This is a genomic window from Mycobacterium szulgai (assembly GCF_002116635.1).
Classification (GTDB): domain Bacteria; phylum Actinomycetota; class Actinomycetes; order Mycobacteriales; family Mycobacteriaceae; genus Mycobacterium; species Mycobacterium szulgai.
In genome coordinates, this window is record NZ_LQPW01000017.1 from 1 (window position 1) to 12,374 (window position 12,374).

Annotated in this window: 13 protein-coding genes; 6 read left to right on the top strand and 7 right to left on the bottom strand. The window is 64.5% G+C overall.

Annotated elements, in window-relative coordinates; translation table 11 throughout:
• Nucleotides 1-312 precede the first annotated feature (312 nt).
• From AWC27_RS04345 to AWC27_RS04365, 5 genes are all read right to left on the bottom strand, one after another.
• The gene (locus AWC27_RS04345; protein WP_169726709.1) at nt 313-1,203 is read right to left on the bottom strand and encodes an ESX secretion-associated protein EspG; all 891 of its coding nucleotides are present in this window, start codon (nt 1,201-1,203) and stop codon (nt 313-315) included.
• 136 nt (nt 1,204-1,339) lie between these two features.
• Nucleotides 1,340-1,627: a WXG100 family type VII secretion target gene (locus AWC27_RS04350; protein WP_036395587.1), complete on the bottom strand. Its 288-nt coding sequence runs from the start codon at nt 1,625-1,627 to the stop codon at nt 1,340-1,342.
• Between the two features lie 46 nt (nt 1,628-1,673).
• The gene (locus tag AWC27_RS04355) at nt 1,674-1,985 is read right to left on the bottom strand and encodes a hypothetical protein (RefSeq protein WP_085669379.1); all 312 of its coding nucleotides are present in this window, start codon (nt 1,983-1,985) and stop codon (nt 1,674-1,676) included.
• A gap of 87 nt (nt 1,986-2,072) precedes the next feature.
• Nucleotides 2,073-3,278 (bottom strand): PPE domain-containing protein, encoded by a 1,206-nt coding sequence (locus AWC27_RS04360; RefSeq protein WP_085669380.1) that lies wholly within the window; start codon nt 3,276-3,278, stop codon nt 2,073-2,075.
• A 35-nt stretch (nt 3,279-3,313) separates the two neighbouring features.
• Nucleotides 3,314-3,622 carry a PE domain-containing protein gene (locus AWC27_RS04365; RefSeq protein WP_085669381.1) on the bottom strand — a complete coding sequence of 103 codons (309 nt, stop codon included), beginning with the start codon at nt 3,620-3,622 and terminating at the stop codon, nt 3,314-3,316.
• 113 nt (nt 3,623-3,735) lie between these two features.
• On the opposite strand from AWC27_RS04365, the gene AWC27_RS30800 reads away from it, so the two are divergent.
• On the top strand, nt 3,736-3,948 hold the full coding sequence (locus AWC27_RS30800; protein ID WP_169726710.1) for a hypothetical protein: 213 nt from the start codon (nt 3,736-3,738) through the stop codon (nt 3,946-3,948).
• 175 nt (nt 3,949-4,123) lie between these two features.
• Here the strand turns inward: AWC27_RS30800 and AWC27_RS04375 are convergent, their stop codons facing one another.
• Nucleotides 4,124-4,726 carry a recombinase family protein gene (locus tag AWC27_RS04375; RefSeq protein ID WP_342744498.1) on the bottom strand — a complete coding sequence of 201 codons (603 nt, stop codon included), beginning with the start codon at nt 4,724-4,726 and terminating at the stop codon, nt 4,124-4,126.
• 332 nt (nt 4,727-5,058) lie between these two features.
• Between AWC27_RS04375 and AWC27_RS04380 the strand changes: the two genes are divergently transcribed.
• The 3 genes from AWC27_RS04380 to AWC27_RS04390 all read left to right on the top strand — a co-directional run bounded on the left by AWC27_RS04380 (nt 5,059) and on the right by AWC27_RS04390 (nt 6,938).
• On the top strand, nt 5,059-5,292 hold the full coding sequence (locus AWC27_RS04380) for a DUF2188 domain-containing protein (protein ID WP_085669383.1): 234 nt from the start codon (nt 5,059-5,061) through the stop codon (nt 5,290-5,292).
• A gap of 247 nt (nt 5,293-5,539) precedes the next feature.
• The gene (locus AWC27_RS04385; RefSeq protein WP_085669384.1) at nt 5,540-6,124 is read left to right on the top strand and encodes a recombinase family protein; all 585 of its coding nucleotides are present in this window, start codon (nt 5,540-5,542) and stop codon (nt 6,122-6,124) included.
• Complete coding sequence (locus AWC27_RS04390) at nt 6,117-6,938, top strand: TIGR02391 family protein (protein ID WP_085669385.1); 822 nt, start codon at nt 6,117-6,119, stop codon at nt 6,936-6,938. The genes AWC27_RS04385 and AWC27_RS04390 overlap by 8 nt, the downstream gene beginning before the upstream one ends.
• On the opposite strand, the gene AWC27_RS04395 is transcribed toward AWC27_RS04390, so the two are convergent.
• On the bottom strand, nt 6,939-7,532 hold the full coding sequence (locus AWC27_RS04395; protein ID WP_085669386.1) for a hypothetical protein: 594 nt from the start codon (nt 7,530-7,532) through the stop codon (nt 6,939-6,941).
• Between the two features lie 148 nt (nt 7,533-7,680).
• On the opposite strand from AWC27_RS04395, the gene AWC27_RS33105 reads away from it, so the two are divergent.
• Both AWC27_RS33105 and AWC27_RS04405 read left to right on the top strand, forming a co-directional pair.
• Nucleotides 7,681-8,424, top strand: a complete 744-nt coding sequence (locus AWC27_RS33105; RefSeq protein WP_085669387.1) for a translation initiation factor IF-2 N-terminal domain-containing protein — start codon at nt 7,681-7,683, stop codon at nt 8,422-8,424.
• Nucleotides 8,425-8,508: 84 nt separating this feature from the next.
• Nucleotides 8,509-12,201, top strand: a complete 3,693-nt coding sequence (locus AWC27_RS04405) for an N-6 DNA methylase (RefSeq protein WP_169726711.1) — start codon at nt 8,509-8,511, stop codon at nt 12,199-12,201.
• Nucleotides 12,202-12,374: the final 173 nt, after the last annotated feature.

Here is a 12,374-nt window from a genome sequence, read left to right on the forward strand (position 1 = left end):
GCGTATGGGGGGGGTTCCGGTGATCGGGAGGGGCTGGCCGCACCGTCGCGTGGGCCGCCTAGCGGGTCGAACGGCGAGACGGTAGCCCCCGCATCCTCCTCGGCGCTGTCGCCGCTCCATGCAGGTGGGGTCGGGCTCGGGCTCGACCTCTCGCCAACATACTGACTGTAGAAGTCGTTCTCGCTGTTGGTCTCGCTCATTTGTTCTCCCAAACGTCGTGTCGGGGGCTAACCTGACGCCCCCGAAACCCCTACCCTGAAAATAACACAATTGATGCAATCAATGCAGTACGGGAACACGCGAATTGTGTTTTTATTTGAACTGGGAGTGTCCCTCCCAGGTGGTGGCCGCGGTGGCCACCAACCCCCGTAGGGCGCTTCCTCCCGCGTCCGGGGTGCCCGGAACGATCTGCGTCCACCACGTGCGGTCCTCACCAAGGATGGGACCTGTGACGATGCGCCCCTCGGCGGTGTCGGTAACCGCCGCCGACGCCATGGCCACGTGCTCTCCTCGGGAGTCTCGGATGGTCAAGGCAAAGCTGACCTCCATCAGTGGCTGATCGGCGGCCAATGTCAAAATGCGGCGCTGATCGGCGTTGAGGTTCAACGCGGCCAGCGCGGTGGCCGGGGTGTGGTCACCGACCGCGATCTTGGCGAAGCTATCCACCAGGTCGGCAGTGCGCACCGTCACCGGAGACAGCGATGCCGGTCCGACCGGGCCTCGTCCCCGGTCGCAGAGCACCATGATCCGGTCATACAGTGCGCGCAGGGAGGGCACAGTGGCCACCTCTTCGATGGTGATGTCCTCAGCGACCTCGGGGCCGCTGCGCGACATCGCGGCGTGGGACTTGCCACGGCGGGCGATCACCATCCGCATGAACTCCACCCCGGGGCGCTTCACGTCGACAGTGAGCGCGATATCGGGGCAAGCGAGCGTTTCCAGCCAGCGGGCCACTGTCGGATGCACGGTGTCCTCATCGAGGATGGCGCCTGCCCCACGCAAAATCTCGATACCGGGGTGGCCGGTGGGCCGGCCGCTGGCAGAGACGTAGGGCCGCAACAGCATGGCTGCGGGCAACTGTTCGATGCCACAGAGCGCCTGCAGCAGCCACACCCCCTCGCGAGTGGTGTCGATCGCGGTGATCGCCCGGGGGCCGGGCGCGGGTGGTGGCGGACGCTTGATGAACGACGGTGGTCGGGTCACGAGTGGGCAGCCCTCTGCTTGGATGGTGGATAGATCTCTTCTCGCCACTACGGCCCGGCGTTAGGCTGGTCTCACGCCATGGCGTGTCCAGCCCTTCGCCGGGCCGCAGGGTTAGCGAGGTTCTAGCCGGCGCAGCTCAGTACTGGTGGGCCGACTGACCGTCGGCGTCGGTCATGCCGTCGTTGGCCTGCGTTAGTACGAGGCCGGCCCGAGCGATGGTTTCCTTGCTCTGAGCGTACTTATGGTTGAGCGAAGCGATGACCTGCTGGAAGGCATCCGAGCCGCGGCCACCGAAGTTTTCTGCGTTGGCGTTCACCGTCTGCAGGGAGTGCTGGTGATTCTGCTCGGTCTGAGTGGCGGCCTGGGCGATCTGCTGGGCCACTTCCGCGATCTGGGGGGTCGCGTAGTGAATGACTCCTGACATTGCAAAGTCCTTTCGGGTGATCTATGCGTGTGTTGGGCTGGGTGGCTTAAACGATGAGGCTGCTGATGCCGTTGATCATCGAGGTGTGATGCTCGTCAGCCGTGGACAGGATGGTCGCGTTGTTGTACATCTTGTGCGAGTGATCGGCGAAGGCCGTGGAGAACTGCTGGCCCTGGTGCTGCAGCTGTTCGCCGACGTTCTGCATCGCCGTTCCGGCGCCACCTCTCATGGCCGGGGCGAGCGACTCCATCGCGCCGCCGAGGGCGTTCATGATCGAGGCCTGCTGATCGGAGATCTCCTGCAGGCTGCCGGCGTCCCTGCCGATGGCCTCAATATCGCCGTGAATGGGTCCTGACATTGAATCGTCCTTTCAAATAAGGGATGTAGTGAAATTGTGTTTGAGCCCAGGTCGGCGGGTTCGCCGCAGCGGGCGTGGAGGTCGAGGTCACGTGGTTCGGTCGCCGCCCCCCTCCCACGGTCGGAAGACCGCCCCCCCACTACCGGTAATCACCGGAACCGTCGTCGGCGCCCGGTACAGTGCCGCCAGCGAGGTAAGTGGCGTGTTCTTGCGTTCCTCTTTGTTCTGCTCGCCGGCGGCGTGCGCCATCGGACCCATCATGGCTCCGCTGCTGCCCATGCCGGCGCCGCTGACTTGAGCGCCGGAAGCCAAACGTGCTTCGTTGACTCGCGACAACGCGGACTCAGGTGTGGAGGACGCCGCGTTGATTGCCGGGGTTGAACCAAAGCTGGCAGGCCCGCGAAGCGCCCCGAGGCCACCGATTCCGCCGCCGCCCCCACCACCGGCACCCACCAGGTTCGCCGCGACCGGCCCACCGGCTGCGGGGGTGGCCGTAAGCCAGTCCGCAGCGGTAGCCGCCGACAGCGCATCAGAGGGATTGCCGCCACCCATGCCGCCCTGGAGAAGCGACATCAGCGGTTGCATGCCCTGCTGCGGCAGCTGGGCAAGGCTGCCGAACGGTCCACCCTGGCCCAGCTGCCCGGCCATGCTGCTGACCTGGCCAAGGGGCCCCATGAAGGCGGTCATCGCCTGCTCGCCGCCAGCACTGAGCAGGTCAGCGGACTTCTCCTGCGGTGCTGGCATGGAGGGGGTGGCTCCTCCACTGGCGGTCGCCGGCGGGGGAGGAGGCAAGGGTGGAAGGGCCTGCATCGGCATGGATGCCGCGGCGTACTCGTACTTGTTCGACGCCGAGGTGACCCACATCCGACCGTAGTTGGCGCGGTTGGCCATAATCGCAGGTGTGAGCATGCCCAGGAAGTTGTGGGCCTGCAGCGTGCCGTGCTCGACCTGGTTCTCCCCGATTTCACCCGGCGTGGGGGTGGCTGCCTTAAGGGACTCGAACGCCAGGGCCACCTGGTGAATGACGGCGGCCTGTGCTTCGATCTGACCGGCCGCAGCGGCCTGCCAGAGCATCAATGGCACCTTCGCCAGCACTGCCAGTTCCCCGGTCGGGTCCGGCCACGACATCGCCAGCGCAGCGTTGATCGCTTCCTGACCGCCCAGGTTCGCGATCAGCCCGGCGGCCACGCTGACCAAATTCTCAGCGGCGGCCACGAAAGTGGACGCGCCAGGCCCGAACCAAAAGCCCGCGCTGTTCACCTCTGGTGGGTCTGCACCCCATTCGCCCGCCATCGTATGGCCTTAATCCCCGATCATCCAGCGGTCCGTTAAAGAATTTCGCCGATGGCGGCGTAGTTCAGCGCATCTGCCAGGTCGACGATGGCCGCCGAGGTTCCCACCGCCACGCCATGCGTGGCATGTAACGCCGCACCGGCCTCGATGACCACGGAGGCCTGGGTGGCCAATTCCACAATCTTGGCGGCGTTGGCCGCGCTGATCTCCTCCAGCCCCGGGGGCACCACGGCCGACGACGCTGCCGCCTGGCCGCCGTGTGCTGCGGCTTCACCGGACAGCGCGGCCGCAGCACCCGAGGCCCCGGTCACTGCCTCGGGCTCGATCATGATGAACGGCTCCATAGGAAACTCCTCACTAGAGATAGAAATGCACTGCTCGCCCGACAGTCTAACCGCAAAGAAGCAGATAACGGAACACGTAAACGTCGTATTGTTTACGAATCATGCAGCGCTGAGTGGTCAGGAGCACACAATATGCCTGTACCGCAGGTGCCCAGAGCGCATTCCACCGAGCCACCGCGAAGATCCTGGCCCCACGGGTTTCGAGGTCAGTGACGGTGCTGCTCGGCATGGGGACGCTGACGTATTCCGGCCGATCCGGGGTATCGGGCCTGATGACCGCCTGGAAGAACGCCATCCCCGCAGACATGTTCCACATGCGCGGATAGCGATCTGGGCCGGCCAGATCCTCACTTGGGCAGGGGGTTGGCCACCCTGGCGGCGTATCCACCACCGCTTTCTGGTTCCACTACGGCCCGACCGAACTCAGAAGAACGTCCCGGCGAGAGTCGTCGTAGTCGTCGCTGGAGTCGGTGGTGGTGTCCTCAGACATGGTGGTCATACCTATCCCACGACACTGCCGCGCTGATCCGTTCCACTGCCAGGCAGATGATTTTCGCTGGGCGTGACGAGGCTGCGGTAGACGCTGGACCGAGAGATGCCGAGGGTGCGGGCGATCTGGGCGCGGGGGGTGCCCGCCTGGTCGAGGGCCTGGGCGGCGGCGATGGTGTCGGCCGTAAGTCCAGGCCGCCCAGGATGGCGGCCGGCGGCGCGGGCTGCTGCGACTCCAGCGGCGGTGCGCTCGGCGGCAATGGCGCGTTCGAATTCGGCGACGGCGCCGAAGACGTGGAAGATCAGCCGACCACCTGGGGTCGTGGTGTCGATGACTTCGGTGAGGGAGCGGAGCTCGACGCCGCGGTCCTGCAAGTCGCTGGCGACCGCGAGCAGGTGCGGCAGCGACCGGCCGAGGCGGTCCAGCCGCCACACCATGAGCACATCACCGCGGCGGGCGTAGTCGAGCAGCGCGGCCAGCTCGGGGCGATCGTCGCGAGCACCAGACATGCGTTCGGTCCAAATCCGTTCGGCCCCAGCGTCCCTGAGCGCCTGCACCTGCATGTCCGGGGACTGGTGCAACGTCGAGACTCGCGCGTATCCCAGCAGCGTCACGGCAGGTCCTCTCGGGTCAGTGTGGCACGGGGATTCGGACCCAACCGGGCCGCTTGCGGCCCGGGCGGGAGCCATCTGTGTCTTTAAGGGTGTCCCCGTTCCCCACGGTCTGGGACACGATTCTGGGACACCCGACTGACATTTTTGCCCAGGTCGCAGATCCCGCTTACACCCTGTTGCTTAATAGGTGGTAGATCACCGAGGCTGGTGAATAGGTCCGAAGGCCTCTGCCGGTGTGGTGGGCGGACGGACGCCCTGATTTCTAGTTCAGTGTCGGTGTCGTACTGCGGGAGTAAATTGTGAACACCGATTGGTCGATAAGGAGCAGCGGCATGGCTGACTACGACGTGCAGTACGACAAAGACTCGGGTGACTGGGGCGCCAAACGTGCGGGGGCAGACAGAGCTGCGGGACGCTACGACACCCAGGCTGAAGCGCATGACGCCGCGCGGGGTTTTGCCGAACGAAGCGGCGGCGGCGAGGTTCGAGATCACCGCAAGGACAACAACCAGATTCGGAACACGGACACAGTCGGCAAAAAGGACCCCTACCCGCCACCAGGCTGAGGCGTCAGCGCGTGGCGAGGGACGGCGGCGATGCAGACGCGCCGCTGGCTGCTTAACGGCGGGCGTACCGTCGCACATCGCCTCGGTGCCGCTTTGAACGGCAGCCTCGTCTTGCGACGCAAGAAACGAGACGGGGCCGCGGGCCTTCGGTGACACTCATATACCGCCAGGTCACGGTGTCTCATATCTTGTCTCACACCGCGTGTCTCAGATCTGGACTGTCGGGGGTCGGTGAGACAGTCATGGCATGACGGCGATCCTTGGTTATGCCCGAGTCAGCACCACCGGCCAGGACCTCGACGCACAGCTGGGCGGGCTCGCGGCCGCCGGCGTCGAGTCGGGCCGGATCTTTACCGACAAGCTCTCGGGGTCAGCCAGAACGGATCGCCCAGGACTTGCTGCACTGCTCGACTACGCGCGAGCCGGTGACACCGTTGTTGTGGCGGCAATCGACCGGCTTGGACGTTCGGTCGCTGAAGTCACCCGCACCATTGCCGATCTGGGCGAACGTCAAATCATGCTGCGCACCCTGCGGGAAGGAGTCGATACCGCGACCCCTGCGGGCCGCGCCGTAGCAGCCATCATGGCGACCCTCGCTGAACTCGAACTCGAACTAGGCAGGGAGCGCCGAGCCGCATCCCGCCAGTCCCGCCGTTCACGGCAGCTACCGGCCACTAAGCCACCCAAGCTCAGCCCCGAACGTCAGCAACAGCTGCGACGCCTGGCGGCGACGGGGGAACCGGTCACCGAGCTTGCGGCCGCATTTGGGATCGGACGGGCAACTGCCTACCGATATCTCGCCAATCACCAAGCGGCGCAGCCGAATGCCTGAGCCCGCGTGGAAGCTCGGCGTCTTGGCCGGCGTGGCCCAAGTGCTTGCCGACACCCGGGACGGCCTCACCGGAAGCCAGATCGGCCAGCTACTGGGCCGGCTTCACATGAAAGACCCCGGCGTCGGCCTCACGAAGTGGAAGCGGCTGGAGGAGGCGTTCGTCCGCCGACAGAACACAGACGGTCATCCACAGCGGATCATCACATTCATTCAGCACGCCATGGACCCCGCCAACTACGTCAACAGCCCCGAGCTATTCACACTGCGTCAAGACCAGCTCGACCAGGTTCTGACCTTCGTCGGTCTCCGCGTTGAAGACGACGGCAAGATTCATCGCGGGCCTCGGTCCTCCACCCTCGATGAGGCATCTCGCAACGCAACATCATTACAGGCAGAGCTACGACGCCGAGACAGCCACAGTGAGGTGCTGCGCTACTGCACGGTGGAGCTGCTCAAGAAGGACAACTTTCACGCTTCCCTGGAGGCGACGAAAAGCGTGTTCGAACGAGTCCGGCAGATGTCCGGTTTCAGCGGCGACGGTGCCCCGCTAATCGATGCGACCTTATCCCTCGGTAAGACGGGTGTGCCGATCATTGCCATCAACGGGCTGGCCTCACAGACCGATCGCGATGAACAGACGGGCTTCGCCAATCTCATCAAAGGTCTCGCTGGCATGTTCAGGAATCCAGTGGCCCACGATCCTCGTGTCCTACGAGCGGTCACCAATACCCAGCTCCTCGAACTGGTGACGGCGCTGTCGATGGTGCATCGCCGCCTCGATGCCGCGACAATTAGTCGCCAGTCGACGAGCTGATCAAGTGGCCGTAGGGCTCCCGCATAGCAACCACTGCAGGTATCGCCCGGTGTCTGAGTCCCAGGCCCTTTTTCGGTCGATGGTGCCCATAAATTCGTCGAACGCCTCGGGGATGAAGCCTTCCTGCAGCAGCTCCAGCCGGATCAACTGATCGTCGTCGGGAACGTAGTCGGTCATCGGAGGTGGTAGACGGAACCACAGGTGGCGGCCCTGCCTACCAGGCCACCGTGGGTCGACGTATTGGTTGACCTCTGCGAGGTCTATGCCGCCGAACTGGTTGCCGTAGTAGTCGACCTGGGCGAGGAAGGGATCGTCGTAGGGGCATTGATCGACGATTTGCACCCGGTGAGCCCGCGCCAGAGAGCGCACCGCCCGGTGCGCGCTCACGCGACGGCTACGCGGTTCCCCGAATGCGACTAGGCCAAGGAGATCGATTGTGTACCAACGCCATCGCGCATGCAGCACCGTGCACTGATCCAAGTAGTGGCTGGGGAACAGGTCGGACAACGCACCGATGTCGTAGCAGTCCGATTCTCCGCGTGACCACAGCGCACCCAGAACATGCCGTTGGAGCGCTCCGGGTCCCCGCGACACCCGATGATTCTAAGTGTTGCCTAGGGCCATTTAAGTGTTGCCTGAAACAAAGTCCCGTCGGATGTCCAGGTCAAAATTAGTGCTGGCCCACACCGTTGCACCGGTGCGGGCCAGCGAAGTGTCCCCGCGTCTGAGGTCAGGAACATTCATGAGATTAGACCCACCGCCCAAGCACGCGATGCGTGTCCACGAACTCGCCAAGGAGCTGGGGTGGCCCCCCGGGCGGCTCGTCGATGAACTGCGCAGCCGCGGCGAATGGGTGAAGTCAGCGATGAGCACTCTGGAGGCCCCGGTTGTGCGGGACATACGGCGCGACTACGCCGCCGCCAGCCCGGAGGCCGATCCCGAGAAATCCCTGGAACCAGCCTTCTACGGCGACTCTGCCGACTTGGCCGCCATCACCAGCGAGCCCGACGAGACGTTCGCCGAGGCCCTTGCGCGGGTCAAGGCTGAACCGTCACGCCATCAAAAGTCGGCGACGTCGAAGGCCAACCGCTGGCGCTCGCCGGTGCTGCAGGCGCTGCTCGACGAGATCATCGCGCAGCGCTCCGGACATCTCGGTCAGTCCAGTGGCGAGCCCTTCAGGTGGGAGCTGAAGAAGGCCGAGCAATGGCACATGCAGTGGGCCAAGGCGTGCCTCACCGGTCTCGACGATGAGGACCCCATCGTCATCCAGTGGATTCGGCTCAGCGGTGGGCAGCGACCTCACCTGGCAGCGGAGCTTTCCAGCGCGGACATCACCCCCGAAGAGGCAGGTCTGCGGCTGGGGTACGGCGGGCGCATCGATCTACGGATGGACACGCTCTACGCCCGGTTCCGCGATCGGCGCATTACCCGCTCAGAGGTGATCGTCGCGGTGCGTCAGTGGCGTCAGAACAACGCCACCGGCTGATCCACGCAGGACCTGTCGTTTCCGTGCTGCCCGCTCCGCGGGTTGCATACGGGTCTGACCAGCGCCCTTGTAGCGTTGCCAATCATGGCGACGGCAGGTGGGGGGGCACGCGGTGCCCTGATGGAGCGCCTGATCAACAAGAACGACGCGGTCCGCAGTGAGGCCACCATTCAGTCCGACGTCCGAATGATGCTCCTAGATCCCGAACTGGGCCTGGCCGAGCAGGACCTAGATGTCGATTTGGAGACCCCAGCTGGTCACGGCCGCCGCATCGACGTCGAGGTGGGCTGCACCGTCATCGAGGTAAAGCGTTCACTGGCGGCGCCGGCGGCACTCGCCGCGGCGCGCCAGCAATTAGCAGGCTACGTGACGACTCGATCATCGGAAATGGGTCAACGCTACGTCGGCATCCTCACCGACGGCCGACAGTGGCTGGCCTACCACGAAGTGGACGGTGAACTGCGTCAAGCCACCCAGATTTCCACCGCCTCGGGTGACGCCGGCGCCGAGGAACTGCTGCGCTGGCTCGAAGGGGTCCTGGCCACCCGCAGGGCGATACTTCCGACCCCGATCGAGATTGCCGAACGTCTCGGCGCAACGAGTTCCTCGCATGCTTTGGACTACTCAACGCTGGCCGCGATCTACGCCGTCGGCAAGGATCTGCCGACGGTGCGGTTGAAGCGCGAACTGTGGGTCAAGCTACTGCGCGGCGCCTTGGGCACGCAGTTCACCGACAGTGATGAGTTGTTCCTCGAACACACCCTGCTGGTCAACTCCGCCGAAATCATCGCCCACCTCGTCCTGGGATTGCAGGCTGAGGACCTTGCACCGGCGACGCTGCTGTCAGGCGATCAGTTCGCCGTTGCCGGTCTGCACGGAGTTGTCGACCGGGACTTCTTCGACTGGGTGCTCGAAGTGCCCGGCGGGGAGGGTTACGTCGCCTCGCTGGCTCGTCGACTGTCCCGCTTCGACTGGTCGGCCGTCGAGCACGACGTACTCAAGGTGCTCTACGAGTCGGTGATATCGGCGCAAACCCGCAAGGCACTCGGCGAGTACTACACCCCGGACTGGCTCGCCAATCGCATTGTCTCCCAAACGGTTACCGATCCACTTAATCAGCGGGTCCTCGATCCCAGCTGCGGATCGGGGACATTCCTGTTCTACGCGGTGCGCCGTTTCCTGGCCGCCGCCGACGCGTCCGGGGTCAGCCTTGCCGACGCGATGGCACAGGTGTCCTCGCAAGTGATCGGCATCGACTTGCATCCGGTCGCCGTTGCGCTGGCGCGGGTCACCTATCTGCTGGCGTTAGGACGCGACCGTCTCAACGCCCGCGAACGAGGCAGCCTGTCGGTACCGGTCTACCTCGGTGACTCATTGGGCTGGGATCAGCGCGACGATCTGCTCACCGTGGACTACCTGGTGATCCCCACCGACACCGGGGACCAGCTGCTAACCGGGGAACTGCGCTTTGCCGATCACCTCCTGGCCAACAGCGCCAGCTTCGACGATCTGGTGCAAGCACTCGTCGACGAATCCGGTCGGGCCGCAGGTAAAAAGACCAACCGCCTCAGCGAGGGCACGGTCCGCCGCCTGGCGCTCGACGCCGCCGACCTGCCCGACCTCAACGCCAACTTCGTCCGGCTCAAGGAATTACACGAAGCTGGCCGCAACCACATCTGGAGCTACTACATCCGCAACGCTGCCCGGCCCGCCTGGCTGGGACGTGACGAGAACCGGGTCGACGTCCTCGTTGGTAACCCGCCGTGGTTGTCCTACCGGTACATGACCACGGCCATGCAACAACGCTTCAAATCCCTAGCCACCGACCGAGGCTTCTGGCACAACGAAACCACCGCCACCCACCAAGACCTTGCCGGCCTATTCATCGCCCGCGCCGTCGAGCGCTACCTCAAGACCGGCGGCAGCTTCGCATTCGTCGTACCCAACTCCGTGGTCGACCGCGAATACTGGGCCGGATTCCGACGCGGCCAGTTCGACGGCGCCCACGTCGCTTTCACTCCCAGCTGGGATCTGCGCCGCATCCGACCCCACCTGTTTCCTCGAAGCTCCGCGGTCGTCTTCGGAACCCGCTCCGTCACCGCCGCACCAATGCCGACCACGGCGTTGCTCTGGACCGGTCGTGCACCGCACCGCCATGCCCACGTCGAGACTGCAACCCAACTCCGCCAACACCTCGGTGAACTCAGCGTAGGTTCCGAAGACGATGAACGCTCCCCGTACGCCGCCAGATTCAGTCAAGGCGCCAACCTCGTTCCGCGACTGATGTTCCGCGTTGAAGATGCCCCGACCACAGGGCTCGGCGTCCCTACCGGTCGACTCGCGGTGCAATCCAAACGCTCCGCCTCCGAAAAGCAGCCCTGGAAGGGCCTGCCTGCCCTGACCGGCATCGTGGAGTCGGAGTTCGTATGGCCCACCCTTCTCGGTGAACAGATTGTGCCGTTCCACATGCGCACCCCTGAACAGTTCGTCGTCCCGCTTACCCGCACCGGCGATGTCCTTGACGGCGAGCACTCCAAAATCGACGCCTACCCCGGCCTAGCGGCCTGGATCCGCGCCGCGGAAACCCTTTGGACCACCCACGGGGAGTCCAAGATGACCCTTGCCGAGCAGATCGACCACATGCGCAAGCTCACCCAACAACTGCCCGTCCCGCCGATCCGCGTGGCTTACGCCGCCTCCGGTATGCATGTCTCAGCAGCCCTGGTGACCGACCCCGCCGCCCTCATCGAACACGCCATCTATTGGGCCGCTGTCAGCACCGCCAGCGAGGGCCATTATCTCGTCGGGATCCTCAACACCCCCAGCCTCACCGAACTGGTCCGACCCCTGATGTCCTACGGCAAGGACGAACGCCACATCGACAAAGCGGTCTGGAAACTGCCGATCCCCACCTATGACCCCGCCGATCCGATCCACACTGAAATCGCCCAACTGGCACGCGAACTCGCCGAAGAGATCAGCGCCATGACCTTCCGGTCGACCAACTTCGTCACCATCCGCCGTGACATCCGCAAACACCTCGTCAGTAGCCCCTCCGGCCAACGGCTCGACACCCTCGTCGGCGCGTTGCTCGGGGTCATCGACGCCGCCACCGTTCCCACCGTCGACCTGGCCTTCCCAACCCCCACCACGACACGGCTCATCCGAACCACCAACACCCTGCCGGCGACGACCGCTGCCATCGAAATCGACGTGGACTGCGAATTCGACAGCGACGGCAAGGTATACCTGTGGGGAGCACTGCTGAGCACACCAAACAGCGAACCGGCGTACTACGCCTTCAGCTCACCGGCGTCTGATTTCGACGAATACGCCTTGGCCGCCGAGTTTCTCGACTGGATCACCGACCAACTCATTACCCACGACCACACCACCGCTTTCTGGTTCCACTACGGCCCGACCGAACCCCGGCACCTGCACCGCATCCTCGGCCCAGCCGCTCACGACGTCCTCGCCCGCGGCATCGACGTCCTCACCGACACCATCCGGCCCAACTTCTACGGCCCCACCGGATACAGCCTCAAACAACTCGCTCCCGCCGCCGGCGCACACTGGCGCACAGCCGGTGCTACTGGCGCCGACACCTACGCCTGGATCAACGCGGCCCGGGTCGGTGACTCAACCACCTGGAACACACTCATCGCCTACAACGAAGACGACGTCCGCGCCCTGCGCGCACTCCGCATAGCGCTTACACAACTACAGACCCCCGGATCAGTCTTGGAATTGGAATCGCCACCTCAAGTCCAGGGCTAAGTTAAGGCCGAAGATTTACGGTCCCAGGAAGTCCTTGGCTAGCGGGACGCTTCGCACGTTATGAATGTCCGAAAAACCGCCATTTTAGACACACCCCGCATGACCTGCAGTGATTTGCCGAGTGTTATCTATAGGCAACAGACCTGCGGAAAGTCGCCATTTCGAATGCGCCC

Coding starts and splice junctions, on each gene's coding strand:
- AWC27_RS04350 (WP_036395587.1), bottom strand. CDS start 1,627: ATGTCAGGAGTCATTCACTACGCGACCCCCCAGATCGCGGAAGTGGCC.
- AWC27_RS04355 (WP_085669379.1), bottom strand. CDS start 1,985: ATGTCAGGACCCATTCACGGCGATATTGAGGCCATCGGCAGGGACGCC.
- AWC27_RS04360 (WP_085669380.1), bottom strand. CDS start 3,278: ATGGCGGGCGAATGGGGTGCAGACCCACCAGAGGTGAACAGCGCGGGC.
- AWC27_RS04365 (WP_085669381.1), bottom strand. CDS start 3,622: ATGGAGCCGTTCATCATGATCGAGCCCGAGGCAGTGACCGGGGCCTCG.
- AWC27_RS04380 (WP_085669383.1), top strand. CDS start 5,059: ATGGCTGACTACGACGTGCAGTACGACAAAGACTCGGGTGACTGGGGC.
- AWC27_RS04385 (WP_085669384.1), top strand. CDS start 5,540: ATGACGGCGATCCTTGGTTATGCCCGAGTCAGCACCACCGGCCAGGAC.
- AWC27_RS04390 (WP_085669385.1), top strand. CDS start 6,117: ATGCCTGAGCCCGCGTGGAAGCTCGGCGTCTTGGCCGGCGTGGCCCAA.
- AWC27_RS33105 (WP_085669387.1), top strand. CDS start 7,681: ATGAGATTAGACCCACCGCCCAAGCACGCGATGCGTGTCCACGAACTC.
- AWC27_RS04405 (WP_169726711.1), top strand. CDS start 8,509: ATGGCGACGGCAGGTGGGGGGGCACGCGGTGCCCTGATGGAGCGCCTG.